Source organism: Paraburkholderia azotifigens, from assembly GCF_007995085.1.
Lineage (GTDB): Bacteria > Pseudomonadota > Gammaproteobacteria > Burkholderiales > Burkholderiaceae > Paraburkholderia > Paraburkholderia azotifigens.
Genome location: NZ_VOQS01000003.1, coordinates 877,114 through 898,886, shown reverse-complemented (window position 1 = coordinate 898,886; position 21,773 = coordinate 877,114). Strand labels below are relative to the sequence as shown.

The 21,773-nt window shown below is 62.3% G+C and carries 20 protein-coding genes and 1 pseudogene; 10 read left to right on the top strand and 11 right to left on the bottom strand.

Annotated features, from left to right (window positions below; all coding sequences use genetic code 11):
- Nucleotides 1-60: 60 nt before the first annotated feature.
- Complete coding sequence (locus FRZ40_RS21250; RefSeq protein ID WP_147235485.1) at nucleotides 61-1,188, top strand: 4-hydroxyphenylpyruvate dioxygenase family protein; 1,128 nt, start codon at nucleotides 61-63, stop codon at nucleotides 1,186-1,188.
- Between the two features lie 31 nt (nucleotides 1,189-1,219).
- Here FRZ40_RS21250 and FRZ40_RS21245 read toward each other — a convergent pair whose 3' ends face one another.
- Entirely contained in the window at nucleotides 1,220-1,849 is a 630-nt protein-coding gene (locus tag FRZ40_RS21245) for a helix-turn-helix domain-containing protein (protein ID WP_028368533.1), read from the bottom strand.
- A gap of 338 nt (nucleotides 1,850-2,187) precedes the next feature.
- On the opposite strand from FRZ40_RS21245, the gene amaB reads away from it, so the two are divergent.
- Entirely contained in the window at nucleotides 2,188-3,687 is a 1,500-nt protein-coding gene (amaB, locus tag FRZ40_RS21240) for an L-piperidine-6-carboxylate dehydrogenase (protein ID WP_147235484.1), read from the top strand.
- Between the two features lie 128 nt (nucleotides 3,688-3,815).
- On the top strand, nucleotides 3,816-4,988 hold the full coding sequence (locus FRZ40_RS21235) for an NAD(P)/FAD-dependent oxidoreductase (RefSeq protein ID WP_147235483.1): 1,173 nt from the start codon (nucleotides 3,816-3,818) through the stop codon (nucleotides 4,986-4,988).
- A 22-nt stretch (nucleotides 4,989-5,010) separates the two neighbouring features.
- On the opposite strand, the gene FRZ40_RS21230 is transcribed toward FRZ40_RS21235, so the two are convergent.
- The 4 genes from FRZ40_RS21230 to FRZ40_RS21215 form a co-directional block, all read right to left on the bottom strand.
- Complete coding sequence (locus tag FRZ40_RS21230) at nucleotides 5,011-5,520, bottom strand: metal-dependent hydrolase (RefSeq protein ID WP_147235482.1); 510 nt, start codon at nucleotides 5,518-5,520, stop codon at nucleotides 5,011-5,013.
- Between the two features lie 130 nt (nucleotides 5,521-5,650).
- The gene (locus tag FRZ40_RS21225) at nucleotides 5,651-5,989 is read right to left on the bottom strand and encodes an LPS-assembly lipoprotein LptE (RefSeq protein ID WP_028368537.1); all 339 of its coding nucleotides are present in this window, start codon (nucleotides 5,987-5,989) and stop codon (nucleotides 5,651-5,653) included.
- A gap of 256 nt (nucleotides 5,990-6,245) precedes the next feature.
- Entirely contained in the window at nucleotides 6,246-6,662 is a 417-nt protein-coding gene (locus tag FRZ40_RS21220; protein WP_147235481.1) for a YfiM family lipoprotein, read from the bottom strand.
- 263 nt (nucleotides 6,663-6,925) lie between these two features.
- Complete coding sequence (locus tag FRZ40_RS21215; RefSeq protein WP_028368539.1) at nucleotides 6,926-8,080, bottom strand: porin; 1,155 nt, start codon at nucleotides 8,078-8,080, stop codon at nucleotides 6,926-6,928.
- Nucleotides 8,081-8,768: 688 nt separating this feature from the next.
- On the opposite strand from FRZ40_RS21215, the gene FRZ40_RS21210 reads away from it, so the two are divergent.
- On the top strand, nucleotides 8,769-9,272 hold the full coding sequence (locus FRZ40_RS21210; RefSeq protein WP_147235480.1) for a hypothetical protein: 504 nt from the start codon (nucleotides 8,769-8,771) through the stop codon (nucleotides 9,270-9,272).
- Between the two features lie 24 nt (nucleotides 9,273-9,296).
- On the opposite strand, the gene FRZ40_RS21205 is transcribed toward FRZ40_RS21210, so the two are convergent.
- Both FRZ40_RS21205 and FRZ40_RS21200 read right to left on the bottom strand, forming a co-directional pair.
- Nucleotides 9,297-9,725 carry an HIT family protein gene (locus tag FRZ40_RS21205; RefSeq protein ID WP_147235479.1) on the bottom strand — a complete coding sequence of 143 codons (429 nt, stop codon included), beginning with the start codon at nucleotides 9,723-9,725 and terminating at the stop codon, nucleotides 9,297-9,299.
- A 674-nt stretch (nucleotides 9,726-10,399) separates the two neighbouring features.
- Entirely contained in the window at nucleotides 10,400-10,837 is a 438-nt protein-coding gene (locus FRZ40_RS21200; RefSeq protein WP_028368542.1) for a hypothetical protein, read from the bottom strand.
- Between the two features lie 260 nt (nucleotides 10,838-11,097).
- Here FRZ40_RS21200 and FRZ40_RS21195 point away from each other — a divergent pair, with 260 nt between their 5' ends.
- From FRZ40_RS21195 to FRZ40_RS21170, 5 genes and pseudogenes are all read left to right on the top strand, one after another.
- On the top strand, nucleotides 11,098-11,787 hold the full coding sequence (locus FRZ40_RS21195) for a CDP-alcohol phosphatidyltransferase family protein (protein ID WP_028368543.1): 690 nt from the start codon (nucleotides 11,098-11,100) through the stop codon (nucleotides 11,785-11,787).
- Nucleotides 11,784-12,641, top strand: coding sequence for a HalD/BesD family halogenase (locus tag FRZ40_RS21190; RefSeq protein WP_028368544.1), 858 nt, complete (start codon nucleotides 11,784-11,786; stop codon nucleotides 12,639-12,641). The genes FRZ40_RS21195 and FRZ40_RS21190 overlap by 4 nt, the downstream gene beginning before the upstream one ends.
- Nucleotides 12,638-13,642 (top strand): flippase-like domain-containing protein, encoded by a 1,005-nt coding sequence (locus FRZ40_RS21185; RefSeq protein ID WP_028368545.1) that lies wholly within the window; start codon nucleotides 12,638-12,640, stop codon nucleotides 13,640-13,642. The genes FRZ40_RS21190 and FRZ40_RS21185 overlap by 4 nt, the downstream gene beginning before the upstream one ends.
- A gap of 21 nt (nucleotides 13,643-13,663) precedes the next feature.
- A complete protein-coding gene (locus tag FRZ40_RS21180; RefSeq protein ID WP_028368546.1) occupies nucleotides 13,664-14,428 on the top strand; it encodes a phosphocholine cytidylyltransferase family protein in 765 nt (254 codons plus the stop codon).
- A gap of 867 nt (nucleotides 14,429-15,295) precedes the next feature.
- Nucleotides 15,296-16,698, top strand: a pseudogene (locus tag FRZ40_RS21170) (MFS transporter).
- A 45-nt stretch (nucleotides 16,699-16,743) separates the two neighbouring features.
- Here FRZ40_RS21170 and ehuA read toward each other — a convergent pair.
- The 4 genes from ehuA to ehuB form a co-directional block, all read right to left on the bottom strand.
- Complete coding sequence (ehuA, locus tag FRZ40_RS21165; RefSeq protein ID WP_420873875.1) at nucleotides 16,744-17,631, bottom strand: ectoine/hydroxyectoine ABC transporter ATP-binding protein EhuA; 888 nt, start codon at nucleotides 17,629-17,631, stop codon at nucleotides 16,744-16,746.
- The gene (gene ehuD / locus FRZ40_RS21160; protein WP_147235478.1) at nucleotides 17,628-18,287 is read right to left on the bottom strand and encodes an ectoine/hydroxyectoine ABC transporter permease subunit EhuD; all 660 of its coding nucleotides are present in this window, start codon (nucleotides 18,285-18,287) and stop codon (nucleotides 17,628-17,630) included. Before ehuD ends, ehuA begins: the two co-directional genes overlap by 4 nt.
- Nucleotides 18,284-18,955, bottom strand: coding sequence for an ectoine/hydroxyectoine ABC transporter permease subunit EhuC (gene ehuC / locus FRZ40_RS21155; protein WP_028371145.1), 672 nt, complete (start codon nucleotides 18,953-18,955; stop codon nucleotides 18,284-18,286). Before ehuC ends, ehuD begins: the two co-directional genes overlap by 4 nt.
- A 184-nt stretch (nucleotides 18,956-19,139) precedes the next feature.
- Nucleotides 19,140-19,994 carry an ectoine/hydroxyectoine ABC transporter substrate-binding protein EhuB gene (ehuB, locus tag FRZ40_RS21150; protein WP_028371146.1) on the bottom strand — a complete coding sequence of 285 codons (855 nt, stop codon included), beginning with the start codon at nucleotides 19,992-19,994 and terminating at the stop codon, nucleotides 19,140-19,142.
- A gap of 235 nt (nucleotides 19,995-20,229) precedes the next feature.
- Between ehuB and ehuR the strand changes: the two genes are divergently transcribed.
- A complete protein-coding gene (gene ehuR / locus FRZ40_RS21145) occupies nucleotides 20,230-21,627 on the top strand; it encodes a MocR-like ectoine utilization transcription factor EhuR (RefSeq protein WP_147235477.1) in 1,398 nt (465 codons plus the stop codon).
- Nucleotides 21,628-21,773 lie beyond the last annotated feature (146 nt).

Here is a 21,773-nt window from a genome sequence, read left to right as displayed (position 1 = left end):
TGCGCGGCGCCCCGACCTGTTTGTCTGCCGAGTTGAAATAGCACGATCATGGAGATGCACATGCCCAGCGACCTGCCGACCCCTACCGACGCGCTCAAGGCCGTCGCGGACCCGGAGCACAATCCGCTCGGCACAGCCGGCATCGAGTTCGTCGAATTCGCGGCGCGCAACCCGCAAGCGCTTGCCGACACGTTCGTGAAGCTCGGCTTCAAGCCGATCGCGCGTCACATCAGCAAGGACGTGACGCTGTTCCGCCAGGCCGACATGAATTTCCTGCTGAATGCCGAGCCGGACTCGTTCGCCGAGCGTTATGCAGAAGAATATGGCGTCGGCATCTGCGCGATCGGCATTCGCGTCGCCGATGCACAGCGCGCTTACGACCGCGCAACCGAACTCGGCGCGTGGTCGTTCGAAGGCGAGCGCATCGGCAAGGGCGAGCTCATGATTCCCGCCATTCAGGGTATCGGCGATTCGCACATCTATTTCATCGACCGCTGGCGCGGGCGCGGCGGCCAGCAGGGCGGCCTCGGCGATATCTCGATCTTCGACATCGACTTTCGTCCGATCGAAGTCAGCACCGCGCAAGCCGACCTGAGTCACGCGGGCACGGGTCTCGTGGCTGTCGATCATCTGACGCAAACGGTCGGCGCGGGACGCATGCAGGAATGGATCGACTTTTATCGCGAGTTGCTCAATTTCCGCGAGATTCACGAACTGCACGCGAACTGGCATGTGTCGGCGGAATCGCGCGTGATGGTGTCCCCGTGCGGCGCAATCCGCATTCCGCTTTACGAGGAAGGTACGCGCCGCACGAGCCTGATGCATGAGTATCTGCCTGATCATCCGGGCGAGGGCGTGCAGCATATCGCGCTCGCCACCGACGACATCTTCGCGTGCGTCGATCAGCTGCTGGCCAACGGCATCGAACTGGTCGAGCCGCCGCCCGCGTACTACGAGCAGATCGATGTGCGCTTGCCGGGACATGGGCTCGATATCGAGCGGCTAAAGCGTGGGCGGATTCTCGTCGACGGCGAAATCGGCGCGGACGGTGTGCCGCTGCTGTTCTTCCAGACGTTCGTGCGGCGGCGTGAAGGGGAAATCTTCTTCGAGATCGTGCAGCGCAAAGGCCACCACGGTTTCGGCGAGGGCAATCTCGGCGCGCTTGCGCAGGCGCGCTCGGCCATATAACCACGTGACAGACAGGGCCTGATTTCAGGCCTTATTTCTTCGACGTATTGCCGCCGCCCGCATGCGGAAGATCGGCATTCGTCGCCATCCACAGCACTTCCGCGTCTTCTTCGCTCGTCGAGACGGCTGCATGGCCCGTGCGGCTGTCGAAGTAGAGGCTGTCACCCGCATTCAGATGCGTCGGCGCGTACAGCTCCGAATACAGGCACACGCTGCCGCTGATCACGTACAGAAACTCTTCGCCTTCGTGGCGGCCCCAGTCGTCGAACGCGTCGAGCGTGTGCGCCGTGATGCGGATGCGGAACGGCAGCATCGCCTTGTGCGCGAGGTCCGTGGCCAGCAGTTCCATCTGATAGCCGCGATACGCGTGACGCTGGCCTGCGTCCTTGCGCGTGAGCGCGCGCCGGCCGCTTGCGTTGAGCTTCGGCGTCGAGCCGAACAGTTCGCCCAGATCGATCTTCAGTCCCACGACGATCTTTTGCAGCACGTCGAAGGTCGGCGACATCAGGCCGTTTTCAACCTTCGATAGCGTGGAGCGCGATACGCCGCACAAACGGCTCGCGGTTTCGAGCGTCAGATCGTGGGCGAGCCGCGCGGCGCGCACGCGCCGGCCGAGGTCGGACGTCGAGGATTCGGGCGACTTGGTGAGCGAGGTATCCATGAGCTTCAATGACGGTACGGCGTAAGGCCGGGCAAAGCCTCGAGAGTGATGTTTCCGATCATAACATCCGGCTTATCGAGAGCGACCGCTACGCCTGCGGCGGGCCCCATCCATGCCAGCTTATTTCCGATCTGAAACGTACTCGAAGCGTATGCGCAATGCCGCATTACGCCGTGAAGCCGTGCACGCGAAAATCCGGGAAAACCCCCGGTTTTTTGGATTTTTAAGCCGTTGTCGGATAGCGCAAATTCATGTCGCGGCGCCCTTGTCGCCATAAATCACGGCGTGTATAGTTTCCGCACTTACTTTTGTTTCGTATCGGAAATAAGGGAATCAAGATGAACGCATCGAGCATCCTTGCCGATCTCGGCATTGCAGACGTCGCGCAAGCAGGCGATATCGCTGTCCACTCGCCCATCACAGGCGAACTCATCGGCCGCGTGGCCGCCCAGACGTCTGCGGACGTCGACGCCGTGCTGGCCAGCGCGAAGCAGGCCTTCGAACAATGGCGCAATGTGCCCGCGCCGCGCCGCGGCGAACTCGTGCGCCTGCTCGGCCAGCGTCTGCGCGAGAAGAAGCAGGCGCTCGGCAGCATCATCACGCTGGAAACGGGCAAGATCCTGCAGGAAGGCTTGGGCGAAGTGCAGGAAATGATCGATATCTGCGATTTCGCCGTCGGCCTGTCGCGCCAGCTGTACGGCCTGACGATTGCCTCCGAGCGTCCCGGCCACCGGATGGCCGAATCGTGGCATCCGATGGGCACGTGTGTCGTGATCTCGGCGTTCAATTTCCCGGCGGCTGTGTGGTCGTGGAACGCGGCGCTTGCGCTCGTGTGCGGCAATGCCGTCGTGTGGAAGCCATCGGAGAAAACGCCGCTCACGGCGCTCGCCGTCAACCAGATTCTCAACGAAGCATTGAAGGAATTCGGCGATGCGCCCGCGGGCCTGACGGCCGTCGTCAACGGCGGGCGCGACGTCGGTGCGAAGCTGGTGGCGGACCCGCGTGCGTCGATCGTCAGCGCGACGGGCAGCACGGAAATGGGCCGCACGGTCGGCGTCGAAGTGGCGAAGCGCTTTGGCCGCTCGCTGCTCGAACTCGGCGGCAACAATGCGGGGATCGTCACGCAGACGGCCGACCGGGAACTCGCGCTGCGCGGCATTCTGTTTTCGGCGGTGGGTACGGCGGGCCAGCGCTGCACGTCGCTGCGGCGTCTGTTCGTGCACGAGAGCGTGTATGAGCAAACCGTCGAGCGCCTGAAGCAGCTGTACGCGAAGGTGCCGATCGGCAACCCGCTTGAAAAGGGCACGCTGATGGGACCGCTGATCGACAAGCAGTCATTCGCGCGCATGCAGGAAGCGCTGCAACAGGCGGCAACGGAAGGCGGCAAGGTGACGGGCGGCGAGCGCGTCGAAGTGAAGGGGTACGAGAACGGCTATTACGTGCGCCCGGCGCTCGTCGAAATGCCGTCGCAAACGGCCGTGGTGCTCAAGGAGACGTTCGCGCCGATCCTCTACGTGCTGCGCTACAAGGACTTCGACGATGCTGTCGCGATGAACAACGCCGCGCATCACGGCCTGTCGTCGTGCGTGTTCACGACCGACCTGCGCGAAGCCGAGCGCTTCCTGTCGGACTCGGGCAGCGACTGCGGCATCGCGAACGTGAACATCGGACCGAGCGGCGCGGAAATCGGCGGCGCGTTCGGTGGCGAGAAGGAAACGGGCGGCGGCCGCGAGTCGGGTTCGGATGCGTGGAAGGCCTACATGCGCCGCGCGACGAACACCGTCAACTACTCGTCGGCGCTGCCGCTTGCTCAGGGCATCGACTTCAATATCGGCTGATGCTTCGGCGCGGCGCGTTCGGCCATCGTGTGCCGTGACGCGCCGCCGCCAGGTCTTCCATCCAGTTTCGCTTTTCAACCTGTCGCGGACCTTTGCGGTCCGTTGACCCGCTTCGTCTGGAGTGGCCTGTGAGTTCGAAAGTCGTCGTTGTCGGTGGCGGCGTGATCGGCAGTTCGATCGCGTATTTCCTGCGTCTGTCGGACCCGAGCGTGAGCGTCACGGTGATCGAGCGCGATCCGACCTATGCGCGCTCGTCGTCGGCGTTGTCGGCGGCCTCGATCCGGCAGCAGTTCTCCACGCCGCTGTCGATCGAGATGTCGCTATACGGCATCGAGTTCCTGCGGACGATCGGCGAACGGCTGGAGATCGACGGCACGAAGCCTTCCATCGATCTGCACGAAGGCGGCTATCTGTTTCTCGCAACGCCTTCGGGCGAAGCGACGCTGCGCGAAAATCACTCGCTGCAAAAGCGTCTCGGCGCGGACATCACATTGCTCGACAGAACGGCGCTGGGCGCGCGCTTTCCGTGGCTCAATACGGACGACCTGAGCGCGGGCGCGTTCGGCGAATCGGGCGAAGGCTGGTTCGACGGCTATGGCCTCGTGCAAGCGCTGCGCAAGAAGGCGCAGGCACTGGGTGCGCGCTATGTCGCCGACGACGTGACGGCGCTACATCGCGAAGGGCGGCGCGTCACGCATGTCACGACCGCGAGCGGCGAGACGTTTGCGTGCGATGTCGTCGTCAACGCGGCAGGCGCGTGGGCGCGGCGCGTGGCGTCGATGGCGGGCATCGAACTGCCCGTGTATGCGCGGCGGCGCAGCATCTTCAACGTGAGTTCGCCGGCGAAGCTCGGGCCTTGCCCGCTGCTGATCGATCCGACGGGCGTGTATTTCCGTCCTGAGGGCACGTCGTATATCTGCGGAACGTCGCCTTCGCCGGAAAACGACCCGGACGATCTTCCCCTCGACGAAGTCGATCACGCGCTGTTCGACGACGTGATCTGGCCGACGCTCGCGCATCGTGTGCCGCAGTTCGAAGCGCTGCGCGTCGAGCATTGCTGGTCGGGCTATTACGAGTACAACGTGCTCGATCAGAACGCGATCATCGGCTACCACCCGGATGTCGACAATTGCATTTTCGCCAACGGCTTTAGCGGCCACGGATTGCAACAGGGGCCCGCTACCGGGCGCGGCGTCAGCGAACTCATCCTGCACGGGCGCTATGTGACGCTCGATCTGGGCTCGCTCGGTTTTGATCGCGTGCTGGAGAACCGGCCGATCGTCGAGAAGAATGTGGTGTGAGACAAGCGGCCCATATGCGCCGCTAGAGCAGTTGCCTGAGTAGGGACATCGGCGCGGCGCCATGCATCCAGACATGCGAGACGACGAACCACGCGCCCGCCCATGACGCAGCGACGATGATCAGATCGCAATGCCCGCTATTCCAGAGATTCAGCGAATGACGTCCGACGAGCCACGGCACGCCGAGCGGGTTCGGCCAGTCGGCCAGCAGATGCATCACGCCACCGCACGCGAAACCGAACGCGACAGCCGCCGCGGGATGATGCGCCATTGAATGCCATGAGAAGAACAGCGCCGCGAGCCAGCCGATGCCCCAATGCGTCGCCGTGCGATGCGTGATCCACAGACGCTTCCTGCGCGACCACCATGCCACTTCGAGCCAGTCCGGCGCGGTTGCGCCCGCGACGCCCGCCGCTAACGCGAGCCATGCCCACATATGAAATGGACCGTGCGATCCATAGCGCGCGACGAGTGCCGCCGAGATGACGCCGGCTGCCCAGCCCGTCGCGTGATGTGCCTTGCTCGATGCCATTGAAGTCGCGCGTCGACGAGCGGCGCGATGAAACACGGGGCGGCCATCTTCGCAGAAGCACATGCGAAAAAATAGCCCGCGACATGCGCGGGCTATGACTGCGGGCGTTGCTGTTACGAAGACTTACACATCAGGTCGTGCAACGCGCGATAGCAAAGCGCATTTCTTCTTCGGGCGGATCGTCGCCCGTGCCGCGCGTGACCTTGATCACCGAGCCGCCGTGCGAAGGCGTCAGCGTGATGAAATACGAGCCGTTCGATGACGAGCCGATGGTCAGATCGGTCACGCCGTTGTTCTTCGAAACATGCACGCGCGACAAGCGGCGGTCGAGGCAGCGCGCGATGTCGGACGCGGGCCGCGCCGACGATGCATAGACCATCGGTTCGGCGGAGGCGCCCGTTGCGGGGCCGTGAGACGAACCGCACGCGGCGAGGATGGCGATGGGTGCGAGGAGGATGAGTCGTTTCATGATTGTGTCGTCGGCGTCGGCGTCTGCGTGCTGCGGGGAACGTGGGCGCAAGCGAAGCGCAAGGCTTCGCGACGAAACCGCTTGCGCCGCAACGGTCATCGGTCCAATTCCGGATGAACTCTTCGATTGAACTCTTTGATTGAACTGTTAGCGACTGCAAACTCGGCTTTGGTCCGAAGTATACAGACGCAAGCCCGATATGCAGCCGCATCGTGTTAGAAATTAATTCGAGGCGGATCGCGGCACGCATCGTTCGCTAGAAAGTATTTCTGTAGGCAAGGCCGAGCGTCGCGCCGTGCGCGTTGCGGTGGTACATGATTGCCCAGTGCGTCAGCGCCGCGCCCGTCAGCGCACCGAGCGCGTCGGCGGCAAGATCCTTGTAGGAGAAGCCGTCCGTGGTGCAGGTGCCGTCGATCACTTCCTTCGCAAGTCCCGGCACAGCGCCGAGCAGCGTGCCGTAAATGATGGGATGTTGCGTGTCGCGCGCGACATACGCGCCCAGCGCACCGAACGGAACCGAAACGCCAAAGTGCTCGAGCTTGTCCGTGCCCGTCCAGCTGTCCGCTGTCTGCATTCGCCAGCCGCTATGCGTACCCGTGCATTCAGCCGCGTGCGCGGCCGAACTCGCTGCCAGCATCAGGGCGAGCGCGCCTGCCTGTCTGATAGTCGTCATATGCTCTCCGGTGTGTTGTTGTGATCCGCGTGCCTTCTGTCAGAAAAATCTGGCACGCGTGAGCATTTAACGACATAACGAATCAGATAATTAGTAAACCGAAATAACATTGTCAACAAACGTGTCGATATGCGTTGACATGCACGTATCGCGCAAAAAGAAACGCGCGCGTGCATGGAGCACGCGCGCGTGGTGTTGCCTTGCGTTGCCGGGTCCGGATCGTCATCCGGACCGCGACGCCTGGCCGCCGTCAGGCGGAAGGCTTAGAAGCGGTGACGCAGGCCGACTGCAACAGCCGTCTGGTTTTGCGTCGACGACGGCGTCAGCGTGTTGATCGACGCAACGTTTTCGCCGAAGTTGCCGAGGCTGCCCGAAGCGTGCTGATAGACGCCTTCCAGGTACACGTCGGTGCGCTTGCTCAGCGAGTAGTCGCCTTGCAGCGAAACCGTGTGCCACTTCGGCGAGCCGTCGCCGTTCGAACCCGAGACCTTGCCGTCCGTGAACGTGTACGCAGCAGCGAGCGCCAGAGCCGGCGTCAGCGCGTAGCGGCCATTGATCTCGTAGTTGTCCATGTGCAGGTTCGTGCCCGACAGGCCGTTGATGAACGTGCCGCCGACATTCGCGCTTTGCAGATTGTCGAGTTGCGTGTGCGTCCAGATCAGGCCGACGGTCGCGGGACCGTACGTGTAGTTCGCGCCGACGCCGTACGTGCGCTGCGTCTGTGCGGCCAGTTGCGCTGCGCCGTTCGCGCCCGACGAGATCGCGCCGCCCGTGTTGTTGCTGCCCGCATTGTTCAGTTGCAGGTAAGCCGCCGCGACGTTCAACGGACCGTTCTTGTACGAAGCGCCTGCGCTCCATGCCCGGTTGTCCGAGAAGCCGTTGGCTTCGTTCGAGAAGCCATACAGGCCGCCGAATTGCAGGCCCGCGTAGTTCGCGCTCGTGTACTTGACCGCGTTCTTGATCGAGAACGAGTTGTCGAGGTTGTCGTTGTCGAACGGGTGGCCGGCCAGGTTGTTGCCGTAGCCCGAACCTGCTGCCGACAGCGGCGCGAGGTAGTCGACCATCGAATCATATTGACGGCCGAGGGTCAGCGCGCCGTACTGGTCGCTTTGCAGACCGACGAAAGCCTGACGGTTGAACAGCGTGTTGCTTTCCTTGAAGCTGCCGTTGTTCAGGTTGAAGCCGTTCTCCAACGTGAAGATCGCGTGCAGGCCGTTACCCAGGTCTTCGCTGCCGCGCAGGCCGAAGTACGTGTCCGACACCGTGCCGCTGCCTTGCTGCCAGTTGCTGTGGCCAGCCTGGTTGTTCGTGTAGACGAGACCCGCGTCCAGCGTGCCGTACAGGGTAACGCTGCTTTGCGCGTTGGCCGATACAGCGAAGGCGCCGAGAATGCCCGCGACGATAAGGGTTTTTTTCATGCTTTATAACTCCGAGACTTTGCGTGGAGATCGCAATACGGAACACGCGCTGCAATGCGTGCCGTCGATCCGGAGCGAAGTGTATTACTGATATTCATCTGCTTACTTTCGTCTGACGCAACAATGCTTTCCAGAAATTGGAATAGATGAATTACCACCGCTAAGTATTTTGCTTTTAAAGGCTTTTTTGAGATTGATGGCGAGCGCGACGGATGTTGTCAATTGACGCATTGTTGCAGTAGCGCGACGGTGACAGCTCAAAGTCAGCCGGGTTAACCCGTTGAAAACTGTTTTCAAGGCCTTTTGCAAGCCTCGATTCATGCGATTTTTGGAAAGGTACTGTTCCATCCGATGGGCTCGTCGCAGCTGGATAGTGCTTATAAAATCCCTCTTACCCCTTGACCAAGGGTTGTCTTTTTCATCTGTTTATTTAGCGGCCCTCGGGCCGCTTTTTTTTGCCTTATTAAAAGGCAATAGGTTCGGAGTGGAGAATGACAATAAATTGTTTCGTAAATCGATATCAAATTCGATTGAACTTTTTCACATTCGAACGGTAATGGGTCCTGCTTTGTCCGTTCGTTATAGGCGGGCACTGAACGCGGTTTCGGCCCGGCGCGCGCGGGTAAAATGCGGTTTTTCGTGCCGCGCCCTGAAGGCGCGGCGCCCGACGAACCCGTAAAGACATGCAATGACCGACACGCTTCTCTCCGAACCCGACGCCGGCAACGCGTCCGAAGCCCTGCACGAAGACCGCCTGTGGCGCGACAACGGCTGGACCGCGCGCGTCATCAAGAACGAAGACGACGACGGCTGGGCTGTCGAGATGATCAAGGACGGCGAGGCCGAACCCGCGCTGGTGGGCCCGTGGACGATGGGCCGCGACAAGAAGAATCCGAAGCCGCTGGATGTCGGCGCGTTCAATACGCTCGTGAAGACGGCGTCGGAAGTGTTGCGCCGGCATGAGCAACAACTGCACGCGCAACTGCACAAGCGGATGAGCGTGGAATCCGGCGACGACACCGTCGAAGTCACGCTCGACATCGTGCCCGACGAGGACGATCCCTACGCATTGCTCACCGCGTTCGATGCGTTCGGCGCACAGGTCGCGCAAGTGAAGGTCGCGCCGAACTTCAAGCTGAGCAGGGTGAGCGCGGCGTCGTGGGTCGAGAACGAGTTCCGGCGGCCCGGCTGACGCCGCTTGTCTCAACGTGACGCGTCAGGCGGACTTGTTCAGTTCCGCCTTGAGGCGTTCGGCCAGTGCGCGCAGTTCGTCGAGATCGGCGCGTTCGGCGGCGTGAATCTTGAGCGGAATGCCGTCGTGGCGCGGGATCACGTGGAAGTGCACGTGCGGCACGGTCTGCCCTGAAGCCGCGCCGTTCAGCTGCGCGACCATCATGCCGGGCGGGTTCAGCACGGCTTTGACGGCAAGCGCGATCTTGCGCGTCGTACGGATGGCGGCGGCTGCCGCGTCTTCCGACAGTTCGAACAATTCGGCGGCAGGCTCTCTCGGCAGGACCAGCACGTGGCCTTCCGCCTGCGGCATGATGTCCATCAGCGCGACGGTGTGCTCGTCTTCATAGATGCGGATGGACGGCAATTCGTCGCGCAGGATGCGGGCAAACGGGTTCTGCTGATCGTAGGGCATGAGAGGCTCCGGTGGTCGGACGCAATGGCCTCGTGTCGACGGCCGCGCATGAAGGGTCCGGGGATTTTAGCCGACGCGCTTTCACGTGATGGATCCAGCGCGCGCAAGGATCGTGCATCGATCGGCAACGCAGCGAGAACTTCCTTTCGCGGCAGGCACTTGCAAGCGGTGTGCTCAGGTTGTCCACATCCTTGCCAACAAAATCTGTGGACAAGCAGGGTTGTCGCGGCTCGCTCGATGGCACGCAGCCGCGTTCGCGTATCGGATGCAGCGTGTTCAAACCCAGTCGCGTCAAATACTTGCCAGCGTCGTGCTCAGGATACTCACAGACTTCTCCACGGAAACTGTGGACAACCGCGACGCATGTCTCGACGCGTCAATGCACTGTCGAGGAGGAGCAAGCGCGAATGCACCAGAGACAATTGCAATCGCGTCAATGACTTGCACAGGTCGTGCGCAGGTTGCTCACAGGGTTCTCCACGAAAATTGTGGACAAGATTGCCGGCGAACGGGCCGTTTCGAGCGAGGTTCGACGAACCGATGCGCCTACGCGTGCACGATGCGCATTCCACGCCGGATCAATGACTTGCAGCGTTCGTGCGCAGGATACTCACAGGCTTACCCACGAAAAGTGTTGATAACCTGCGGGCAAGCGTCGAGCGCGAAAGGGCAGCCTAGCTGCGCTTGCAGAAGATCGCCGTCACATGCGGCGCGACGTGATGGACGATGGCGGTACTGCCCGCCGCGCCGACGGCGGCTTGCACTTTTTCGTCACTGCCCCAGACCACGGCGCCGTAGGCCGATTTCGCGAGCGGCTCGCCGCTGCCGACGCGGAAGATGGGATCGTCCTGTTCATAACCGACGACGGCGAACACGCTGAATCCGTACGCATCGAGATTCGCGCCCCGCACCGGACGAAACGCGTTGATCGAATTGCTCTCGACGCGCATCGGCTTCGGATCGATCAGCTGTTGCGCAGCCAGATCGGCGATGAATTTGTGCGCCGATTCGTTGCAGGCGAGCGCGGCATCGAGCGATGCGGCGCGCGCCGCGAGCGGCAGCGCCGACAGCAGCATGACGACGAAAGCGGAGCGGACAAAAAGGTGTTTCATGTTTTCGACGGAGTGTGCGCGGGCGTTGTGAAAACGCGCACAAAGAAAAGCGGGAAAAAGCACGAAGAAACCGTGACGATCGACGACAAACCAGCGAAAATAGCGACCTTACGGCCCGGTAAGATCGGCGTGGCAGACGCGCACTCTACCTGCGTTCAGCAAAACGTGCTGTCGGGTCAACCACGAGTAGGTCTTTGAAAAGCAACAGAATTGTGCGCGACCAAGGCAAGAAATCGCGATCCCGTATATATTTCCGGGTTATGACTTCGCAATCACATCCTCCCCGGAACGTTCCGCCGCCCCGCATGTGGGACGCCCGGCTTGCCCGGCGGCTCATCATGCCGCTCGTGGATACGCCCGTCACGCCGAATCACCTGACCACCCTGCGCCTGCTGATCGGTCTCGCGGGCGGCCTGGCATTGGCTCGCGGCGGTTTCGCGTGGACCAACGTCGGCGCGTTTCTGATCGTGCTGTCCAATTTCGTCGATCACACCGACGGCGAACTCGCGCGCGTCAGCGGCAAGTCGAGCCGCATCGGTCATTTTTACGATCTCGCGTGCGACGCGCTCGTCACGGTGCTGCTGTTCGGCGGCATGGGCTATGGCATGACGTCCGCGCAGGTCGGCAATCTGATTGGCGTCCAGGTGTCGCCGTTCCTGCTCGGCACGATCGCGGGCATTGCGGTTGCGCTGATCTTCTTCCTGCGCATGCGCATCGAGGAAATGGCGGGCAAGGCGGGTACGAAGCAGGCGTCCGTCGGCGGCTTCGAGACGGAAGACATTCTGTATCTGCTGCCCCTCGTCACGTTGACGGGCGGCATTGCACCGTTTCTCGTGGCTGCGTCGATCGGCGCGCCGTTATTTGCTGCGTATGTGGTGATCGACTACCGGCGCGTCTTGCGCCGCACTCGCCCGGCGCAAGAAACCAGTCAAGCCGTGGTTAGCCGATGAGCGTGCCCGCAGAAGAAAACGTGATTACCCCCAACTCGATGGATACCGCTGCCGGCCTCGCGCCGGCTTCTGCCGTTTCTGGAGCGGCGTCTGCGCTCAATGGCGCACCCGATCCGGATCGCGCCGTCGCGAGCCGCGTTCGCACATTCGACAACGCGCGGCTGCGCAAGGACTTCGACGACCAGAGCGCGTTTCTGTACCTCGAAGATTTTCTTGCGCCCGAAGTGACGGCACAGCTGGTTGCAGCCGCGCGTGGCCTGCTGCCCGAAGTGAATCGCAACTATCTGCCGGGCCACAAGCAGGGCGGCAGCGTGAGCCGTCATACGATCGACCGTCTCGCGCCGTTCATCGCGCAGCTGTATCGCTCGAAAGAGCTGATCGGTTTCCTCGAGCATCTCACGGGCGACAAGCTGCTGCTGTCGCCCGCCGACGATCCGCACGCGTACGCGCTCTACTACTACACGAAGCCGGGCGACCATATCGGCTGGCACTACGACACGTCTTACTACGACGGCCGCCGCTACACGCTGCTGCTCGGCGTGATCGACGAATCCTCATGCCGTCTCGACTACGAGCTGCATACGCGCAACCCCGACAAGGCCGACCTGCCGGGTTCGGTGCAGATTCCGCCGGGCGGTCTGGTGTTCTTCGACGGCGACAAGCTGCGCCATCGCATCACGCCTGCGCTCGAAAACGAAATGCGCGTCTCGCTGACGTTCGAATACGTCACCGACCCGAACATGCGCCCGTGGCGCCGCGTCATCTCGAACCTGAAGGACGCGATTGCTTATTTCGGCTTCCGTCAGGTGTTCAGCCAGTTCGCTCGCCGCAATGCCAAAGGAGAAGGCGTGTGACGCGTGCCGCCATGATCCTGCTGACGATCGGCGGCGGGCTGTTCGTCGCGCTGCTCGCATGGCAGGGCTTCGGCTCGGTCGTGTCGACGCTGATGGCGGCCGGCTGGGGCCTGGCGCTGGTTGCAGCGTTCCACTTGCTGCCGCTCGTGCTCGATGCGGGCGCGATCTCGGTGATGTTCGACCGCAAGCAGAAGGAAGTGACCGAACGCGACGCGGTGTTCGCGCGCTGGATCGGCGAATCGGTGAATAGCCTGTTGCCCGCTGGCCAGATCGGCGGCCCTGTGATGATGGTGCGCCAGCTGTCGCAACGCGGCCTGCGTATGCGCGACGCGGCCGCCGCGATCACCGTCAGCACCACGTTGCAGGCGCTCGCGCAGATCGTCTTCGCGATGCTCGGCTTGCTGCTGTTCGGCGCGTCGGCCGCACACGGCGCGATGCAGGATCTGCAGACGGCGGCGCTGATTGCAACGGGCGCGCTCGCGGCGATGATCGTCGGCTTTTATATGGCGCAGCGTCGCGGGCTGTTCGGCAAGGCGCTGCGCGTGATGTCGAAGGTGTTCGGCAAGCGCGACTGGTCGGCGCTGACCACGCGTGCCGATGCCGTCGACGTGGCCGTGCGCGAACTGTACGATCAGCGCGGCAAGGTCGCGGCGAGCTTCGCGTTCAGCCTCGCGGGCTGGATCGTCGGAACGGTGGAAGTGTGGCTCGCGCTGCGCTTTCTCGGTCATCCCGTCGGCTGGGTCGACGCGCTGCTGCTCGAAAGCCTCGGTCAGGCGATTCGCGGCGCGGCTTTCGCGATTCCCGGCTCGCTTGGCGTCCAGGAAGGCGGCTATCTGTTGCTGGCGCCGCTCGTGGGCCTGCCGCCGGAAGCGGCTCTCGCGCTGTCGCTGGTGAAGCGCGCGCGCGAACTGCTGCTCGGCTTGCCGGGCCTGCTTTATCTGCACTTCAGCGAACGTAGCTGGCAACGGCGGCGCGCAACGCGTCTGCCTGCTGTCGATTGATATTTTTACAAAGGATCGCGAATGCGCGCCATCATTCTTGCTGCAGGTCTTGGCCTGCGTCTCCAGCAACCCGTCGGAGAACAGTTTCCCAAATGCCTGCTGCGTTTCGACGGCGTGACCCTGCTCGAACGTCATTTGCAGATGCTTGATGCAGCGGGTATCGATGACGTCGTGCTGGCGCTTGGCTTCCAGCCGGAACTGGTCGAAGCGGAACTGGAGCGGATCGGTTGGCCGCACAAGGTCGAGATCATGCTGAACCCGCGTTTCGATCTGGGCAGTGTGCTGACTGTTCACACTGTCGCTGACGCGATGACGGCTGGCGGCGACGTGCTGTTGATGGATGCCGACGTGCTGTATGACGAGCGCATCTTGAGCGCTCTGGTGGCGGGTCAGCACGCGAACCGTCTTCTTATCGATCGCGATTTCGAAGCGGGCGATGAGCCCGTCAAGCTGTGTCTGAAGGACGGTGTCCCGGTTGAGCTGCGCAAGCAGCTGGCGGTCGGGCTCGAGTACGACACCATTGGCGAGTCGGTTGGGTTTTTCCGTCTGCGTGAAGAGACGGCCAAGCGGTTTGCTGAAATCGTTGCGGGGTATGTCGATAGCGGGCGTGCCAATATGCCTCATGAAGAGGCTGTGCGGGATCTGCTGCTCGAACGCAGCCATGTGTTCGATACGGCGGATGTCACGGGCGCGCCATGGATCGAGATTGATTTTCCGAACGATGTGAAGCGCGCTGCTGCCGAGATTTTGCCGATGCTTCAGCCGCTTGTGGGCGCGGCGCGGTAAGGGTTGGGTGGGGTGTTGTTGTTGTTGTTGTTTTTGTTTGTTGTTTGTTGCTGGCATCCGCGTTTTCGTGTCGGTTTGCTAGCGTTGCCCCTGTGCGGGGCGGCACCTACTTTTCTTTGCAGCGGCAAAGAAAAGTAGGCAAAAGAAAGCCGCTCACACCGCCAATCCTTGTATTTGCCCAGGGGCTCTCAACGTCCCCGTCCTTCCCACGGCAACGCGCTATTTTCATGCGCGTTGCCAGCGTGCTAATTCATGCCTCACCCACTTCACACTCCCGTGCCACAGGCCGCATTACCAGGAAGTCCCCGGCCGCCCAGGTGGCAAACTGTGTGTAGGCCGTCGCGATGGACGTGCACCACTCCGGACTGAAAAACGGGATCGGTGTCGTAGAAACGCGAACGCATGCGGCGCGACAACCTACACACAGTTTGCCACCTGGGCGGCGCAGACAGTTCGATGTCGCTGGCTGTGCTACGGGTGACTGGAGTGGGTGATGCGCCTGTTTGGCGCGCTGGCAACGAGCAACGAATAGCGTGTTACCGTCTGGAGTGCGGGACCCGTTGGGGGCCCGCAGGCAAACACAAGGATTGGCGGTGTGAGCGGCTTTCTTTTGCCTACTTTTCTTTGCCGCTGCAAAGAAAAGTAGGTGCCGCCCCGCACAGGGGCAACGCGTGAGGCACCGATACGAATTCGCGGATGCCAGCGAAAGTGCAAAACGCGGATGCCAGCGAAAGTGCAAAACGCGGATGCCAGCGAAAGTGCAAAACGCGGATGCCAGCGCAAAGCCACGAGTCCCCACTCAAGTCGAAGACAAGACCAAACCCAAACCCAAACCCAAATCCAAACCCAAATCCAAACCCAAACTTCATGCCCCTGGCAATAGGCCCCTTCCTCGTCCCCTGATCGTCGCCTGCGCGATGTTCATGGAAAACGTCGACTCGACGGTCCTGGTCACGTCATTGCCAGTTCTCGCCCGCGATCTCGGCCACGACCCGATCACCCTCAAGCTCGCCATCACCGCCTACGTCATAGGCCTCGGCGTTTTCATCCCGGTCTGCGGCTGGGTCGCCGACCGCTATGGCCCGCGGTCCGTTTTCCGCGCCGCAATCGGCATCTTCATGGCCGGCTCGCTGATGGCCGCCGCATCCACGAATCTGCCGCTCTTCGTCGCCGCGCGTTTCGTGCAAGGCATCGGCGGCGCGATGATGGTGCCCGTCGGCCGCATCATCATCTTCCGCTCGGTGCCGAAGTCGGACTTCATCCGCGCCGTCAACTATCTGACCGTGCCCGCACTGCTCGGGCCCGTCGTCGGGCCGCCGCTCGGCGGGTTCATCACGACGTATCTGCACTGGCGCCTGATCTTCATCGTCAACATTCCGATCGGTCTGTTCGGCATCTGGCTCACGAACCGGCACATCGCGAACATGCGCGAAGCGCATCCCGGCCCGCTCGACTGGACAGGCTTCATTCTGTCCGCGAGCGGCGCGTCGCTGTTCATGCTGGGGCTGTCGCTGGTCGGCGGCGAACTGGTGTCGAACAGCATCTCGACGACGATGTGCATTGTCGGCGCCGTGCTGCTGCTGATCTACTGGCGCTACGCGAGCCGCGTCGAGCGTCCCGTGCTCGATCTGAAACTGCTGCGCATCCCGAGCTTTCACGCGAGCGTTGCCGGCGGCTCGCTGTTTCGCATCGGTCTTGGCGCCGTGCCGTTCCTGTTGCCGCTCGCCTTGCAGGAAGGACTCGGCATGACGCCGTTCGGCGCGGGCACGATCACGTGCGCGTCGGCGTTCGGCTCGATCTTCATGAAGACGATCGCGTCGTCGGTGCTCGCGCGCTTCGGCTTTCGACGCGTGCTGATGTTCAACGCGATTCTCGCCGGCTGTGCGATTGCAAGCTACGGGCTCTTCGGGCCCGGCACGCCGCTCGCGCTGATCTGGTGCGTCGTGCTGTTCGGCGGCGTGTTCCCGTCGTTGCAGTTCACGTCACTGAACTCGCTCGCTTATGCCGACATTCCGAGTGCCGACGTGGGGCGCGCGACGAGCGTCGCAAGCGTCGTGCAACAGATTTCGCTCGGCCTTGGCGTGACTATCGCGGGGATCGTGCTGCAGATCTCGCACAAGCTGCAAGGACATCCGGCCATTGTGTGGACCGACTTCTGGCCCGCGTTTCTCGCGGTCGGCCTGTTCTCGATCGCATCGATCCCCGTGACGGCGAAGCTGCCGCACAACAGCGGCGAAGAACTCGCGCGCGGTGGAAGAGGGCGGGCGTGACGCGCTCAGGAGCGCGACGTCACGCCTTCACATCGAGAGAGAACATCAAACCGCTTCGCGAACCGCACGCAAGAACTGCTGCGTGCGTTCATGCTGCGGCGACGTGAAGAACTGCTGCGGCGGCCCTTGCTCGATGATCTTGCCCTGCGAGAAGAAGCACACACGGTCCGCGAATTCCCGCGCGAAACCCATCTGGTGCGTGACCATCAGCATCGTCAGATTGTGCTCTTCGCCAAGCCGGCGAATCACGTTCAGCACTTCGCCGCACAGTTCGGGATCGAGCGCCGATGTCACTTCATCGAACAGCATCACTTTGGGCCGCATCGCGAGCGCGCGCGCAATCGCGACGCGCTGCTGCTGACCGCCCGACAGTTGCGACGGGTAGTGATTGCACTTGTCTTCGAGTCCGACCAGCGACAGCAATTCGCGCGCGCGTTCCGTTGCTTCCTTGCGCGACAGGCCGAGCACCTGCATCGGTGCTTCGATCGTATTGGCGAGCGCTGTCATGTGCGGGAACAGATTGAAGCTCTGGAACACCATGCCGATCTTGCTGCGCACACGGCGCAGATGCGACATCGACGCGGGCACCAGCGCACCGTTCTTGCGCATGTGAGTCAGCGGTTCGCCGTCCACTTCGATCATGCCGCCCGTGAGCGGATCGAGCGTCATCAGCACGCGCAACAGCGTCGATTTGCCGGAGCCGCTCGGACCGATGATCGCCACTTTCTCGTTGGGCGCGATGTCCAGATCGAGCTCGTCGAGCACGGTGAGCGCACCATAGCGCTTCGTTACGCCGGCGAACCGGACCATCGGCTGTTCGCCCTTCGCGTTCGAGGCTTCGCTCAGTGTAGCAACGGGATCGCGCTTCATCTCTTTCTCCATCACGGTGGACTCGGACTGCAAAGGGGTATCGGTGTCGACGCGCGTCTTCATGGCAGCCTCAAGCGGAATTCCAGCCGCCGCACGAGTTGCGCGAACGTAATGCTGATGACGAGAAAGAACAGGCCCGCGAGCGTGATCGGTTCGAGATAGCGGAACGTTTCAGAGCCGACGTTCTTTGCCTGCTGCATCAGCTCGACTACGGTGATGGCCGACAGCACGGGCGTGTCCTTGAACATCGCGACGAGGTAATTGCCGAGCGCGGGAATGATGGGCCGCACGGCTTGCGGCAGAATCACGCCGCGATACGTCCGCCATGGCGACAGCGACAACGCGCACGCCGCTTCCCACTGACCGCGTGCCACGCCGTTGAGCCCCGCGCGATACACCTCCGACGTGTAGCACGCATAGTGCAAAGCGATGCCGATCGTGCCTGCCGCGAGTGCGGACATCGTTACGCCGTAAATCGGCAGCACATAGAAGAGCACGTACACCTGAATCAGCAGCGGCGTGCTGCGGATGAATTCGACGGCGAAGCCAACCGTCCGCGAAACAGCCTTGATATGACTGCGGCGCAGGATCGCGAGCACGAGGCCGAGCACGAGTGCGATCGCGAAACCGACCAGCGTGATCAGGATCGTGTAGACGGACGCGCGCGCCAGATCGGGCAGGATATGCGCGGCGTACTGCAAATCGAAGAAATGATTCATGGCGCCGCCTTGCGCGTGGTGTGCGCAATAATGCCGTGGCTCACGCGCCGTTCGAAATGACGCATCACCGTGGCGAGCAATTGTGCGAGTACGAAGTAGATCACGAGCGTGAGGCAGAAGATCTCAGCCGTCTTGAACGTCGCTTCATCGAGCTGGCGTGCGCGGAACGTGAGGTCCGAGAGCGTGATCAGCGAGACGAGCGACGTGCCCTTCAACAGTTCGATCATCAGGTTCGTCGCGGGCGGCAGTGCGTTGATCATCGCCTGCGGCAGCACGATGCGGCGCATGCGCGTGAAGGCCGACATGTTCAACGCGACAGCGGCTTCGAACTGGCCGCCCGGCACCGAACGCAGCGCGCCGCGCAGAATCTCCGAACCATATGCGCCGTAGTGCAGACCCAAGCCGACGATAGCCACCGTGAACGGTGTGAGTTCGATCCTGAACGGCGGCAGCGGCAGCACGAAAAAGAGCCAGAAGAGCTGCACGAGCAGCGACGTGCCGCGAAAGACTTCGACATACACGTTGCCCGCCCAGCGCACGGGCGCCCAGGGTGCGAGCTTCGCGGCCGTGCCGGCGAAGGCCATCACGATGGCGAGCAGCGTGCCGAACACCGCAATCTCGATCGTGACGAGCGTGCCTTGCAGCAGCAGGGGAAACAGTTCACGCATGGCGGTTGCCTCGCTTGCATGATGGCGCGTGGGACGCGCGCTGGATTGAATGCCGGAAGCAAACCCGATGCCTCCCTGGAGCGCGCGATTCGCGTTGCGCGGCGCATCGGCCGTGCAATGAATCGCGACTCTGTGACGGATGCGCACGCTCATGTGCGTCGATAGGCACGCGCATCGCGGCGCCTCACTTGCCGCAGATATCGGCAGCCGTCTTCGTGGTCAGATTGGTCTTGTCGAAGCCGAAGGGCGAGACCGTCGCGAGATGATCGGGCGTGCCGAGCCACTGATGCAATTGCCTGTTCACGGCATCGCGCAGATCGGTGTCTTCCGGACGGAACGCGAGCGCGCCGTAGCCCGTATGCTTCGGATCGTCCTTGAAGGTCGAGACCGTTTCGACCTGTCCCGCATCCTTCGCGGCGAGGCCTTTCATTGTCAGCGCGGTGCCCGCGGCGGCATCGGCACGGCGCGTGCGCACGGCCTGCAATTGCGCCGTCGTATCGGGCACCTGCAGCAATTGTCCGTCCTTGACGCCGGACTCGCGCGAGTTGGCAACTTCGACGGCACCCGACATCACTGCGAGCTTGATGTCCGGCTGCTTCGCCACGTCGCCGTAGCTGTGCAGATTCTTCGGATTACCCTTCATCACGAGCAGCGTGTCCTGGATCTGATATTGCGGATCGGCGAACGCGACCTGCTTGCAGCGCTCGGGCGTGATGTACATGCCTGCCGCGATCACGTCGAAGCGACCCGCACGCAGGCCAGGAATCAGCGAGCCCCATTCGGTCAGTACGGCATCCACTTTCTTCACGCCGAGCTTCTCGAAGATCTTGCGAGAAATTTCCGGCGACTCGCCCGTCACCTTGCCATCCGGCTGCGTGTAGGCGAACGGTGCTTCGTTCGCGTAGCCGATGCGAACCTCGCCGGTGCGCTGGATGCGCTGCAACGTGGTTTCAGCCGACGCGAACTGGGTATGCATGACGAGCCCGGCCGCCGCGAGGCAGAGGGCGCCGAGCATGACTGACGTGCGCTTCGATTTCATATCGATTCCGTGTGAGGGCGAAGAGTGATAAATGGCGCGGTGCGGCGTGCGCCTGAAACCCGGGAAAACCCGACGTGGCAAGCATCCCAGGCTGTTCGACAGATGCCGGATGCGACCCATGAACGCAGCATACAAAGCCATTTTTTTGTTCCGATTGCTCTAGGACAATAATTTTCGGAGCCTCTTTCGTCGCACTATGCATGTTATGAACAGGCGGGTAAGGGAGAGGCGGCAGGTGATCGAACATTGGCGGGATGCGGTCGGCGCGGTGCATGGCGTCGAGTCGAAATACAAGAGGCTCGTGAAAGCGATCGCAAGCGATATCGAAAGCGAGTCGTTGCGCGCGGGCGCACGTTTGCCTCCGCAGCGCGATGTCGCGTCGGAGCTGTCCATCAGCGTGCAGACGGTGACGAACGCGTACAAGGAACTGGAGCGGCAAGGGCTGATCCGCTGCGAAGTGGGACGCGGCAGCTTCGTCGCCGAGCGCGTCACGGAAACGATGTCGAACTACATGCTCGATACGGCGGAGCGTTCCGTGGTCGACTTTTCGATCGCGCGGATCATCCATACGTCCGAGCACGATGCGATGTGGCGCAAGGTATGCGCGACGCTGTCGAAGATCGAAGACCAGCCGTGGATACGCGCGTTCAGACCGATTGCAGGCTTCGAGCATCATCGGCAGGCGGGTATTGCGTGGCTGCAGTCGATGGGCATGCCCGCGTCGATGGACACGCTGCTCGTCACCAACGGCGCCGCGCACGGCATCTTTCTCGCGCTCGCTTCGCTCGTCGGTCCCGGCGATACGGTGCTGTGCGAAAGTTTGACCGATCACGGCGTGATCGGCTCCGCGAATGTCCTGGGGTTTACGTTGAAGGGCCTGGAGATCGACGAGTACGGCATTCACCCCGAGCACTTCGAAGAGATGTGCGACAGCGAGCGCATCACGGCGCTCGCCTGCACGCCGACGCTGAACAATCCGACTGTCGCGATGATGCCCGAGTCGCGGCGGCGTTCCATTGCGCGGATCGCGGAGCGCTATGGCGTGTTCGTGATCGAAGACGATGTGTACGGTCCGCTGCCCTCTGCGCGGCCCGCGCCCATCTCCAGTCATATCCCCGATCTCTCCTTCTATTGCACCAGCATGTCGAAGTCGGTGCTCGCGGGCTTGCGCATCGGCTATATGACGACGCCGCGCAGGCTCGCGCTGCGTGCGGAAAGCGTGCTGCGCGTGAGCAGCTGGATGGCGACGTCGCCGATGGCAGAAGTGGCGACACGCTGGATCAACGACGGCACGGCCGCGCGGCTCGTCGAGACGCAGCGCGAACGGCTCGCGATCCGCCAGACGCTCGTGCAAAAAGTACTCGGGCCGTACGTGCTCGGCTCGCATCCTCAGGCGCTGTCCGTGTGGCTGCGCGTGCCGGATCACTGGCAGGCCGATCGGCTCGTGCGCGAGTTGCGCAACCGGAACATCGCCGTGACCTCGCCCGATCCGTTTCTGGTGCGCGGCGCAGAACGTCCAAATGCCGTGCGCCTTTGCGTGGGCGCGGAAGTGAGCGACGAGGTGTATCAGGAAGCGCTCGAAACGATGCGCGATGTGTTCGAGCAGTATCCGCAAGTGCATGACTTCGGTTGAGCGTGCCGTTACTTGCGGACAGTCTCAAACGAAATGTACCAGGACAATAGAAAACAAAATTTAGAACATTAGACTGGCCTCATTGAGTCCGCTGTGACACGCGTCGAGTACCGCGACGCGCGCCGCATCGGTCGTGAATATGTGCA

Coding starts and splice junctions, on each gene's coding strand:
- FRZ40_RS21230 (WP_147235482.1), bottom strand. CDS start 5,520: ATGGCATCGAGCAAGGCACATCACGCGACGGGCTGGGCAGCCGGCGTC.
- FRZ40_RS21205 (WP_147235479.1), bottom strand. CDS start 9,725: ATGCCCTACGATCAGCAGAACCCGTTTGCCCGCATCCTGCGCGACGAA.
- FRZ40_RS21195 (WP_028368543.1), top strand. CDS start 11,098: ATGACTTCGCAATCACATCCTCCCCGGAACGTTCCGCCGCCCCGCATG.
- FRZ40_RS21180 (WP_028368546.1), top strand. CDS start 13,664: ATGCGCGCCATCATTCTTGCTGCAGGTCTTGGCCTGCGTCTCCAGCAA.
- ehuD (WP_147235478.1), bottom strand. CDS start 18,287: ATGAATCATTTCTTCGATTTGCAGTACGCCGCGCATATCCTGCCCGAT.
- FRZ40_RS21210 (WP_147235480.1), top strand. CDS start 8,769: ATGACCGACACGCTTCTCTCCGAACCCGACGCCGGCAACGCGTCCGAA.
- FRZ40_RS21220 (WP_147235481.1), bottom strand. CDS start 6,662: ATGACGACTATCAGACAGGCAGGCGCGCTCGCCCTGATGCTGGCAGCG.
- ehuA (WP_420873875.1), bottom strand. CDS start 17,631: ATGAAGACGCGCGTCGACACCGATACCCCTTTGCAGTCCGAGTCCACC.
- ehuC (WP_028371145.1), bottom strand. CDS start 18,955: ATGCGTGAACTGTTTCCCCTGCTGCTGCAAGGCACGCTCGTCACGATC.
- FRZ40_RS21225 (WP_028368537.1), bottom strand. CDS start 5,989: ATGAAACGACTCATCCTCCTCGCACCCATCGCCATCCTCGCCGCGTGC.
- FRZ40_RS21250 (WP_147235485.1), top strand. CDS start 61: ATGCCCAGCGACCTGCCGACCCCTACCGACGCGCTCAAGGCCGTCGCG.
- FRZ40_RS21200 (WP_028368542.1), bottom strand. CDS start 10,837: ATGAAACACCTTTTTGTCCGCTCCGCTTTCGTCGTCATGCTGCTGTCG.
- ehuB (WP_028371146.1), bottom strand. CDS start 19,994: ATGAAATCGAAGCGCACGTCAGTCATGCTCGGCGCCCTCTGCCTCGCG.
- FRZ40_RS21215 (WP_028368539.1), bottom strand. CDS start 8,080: ATGAAAAAAACCCTTATCGTCGCGGGCATTCTCGGCGCCTTCGCTGTA.
- amaB (WP_147235484.1), top strand. CDS start 2,188: ATGAACGCATCGAGCATCCTTGCCGATCTCGGCATTGCAGACGTCGCG.
- FRZ40_RS21190 (WP_028368544.1), top strand. CDS start 11,784: ATGAGCGTGCCCGCAGAAGAAAACGTGATTACCCCCAACTCGATGGAT.
- FRZ40_RS21245 (WP_028368533.1), bottom strand. CDS start 1,849: ATGGATACCTCGCTCACCAAGTCGCCCGAATCCTCGACGTCCGACCTC.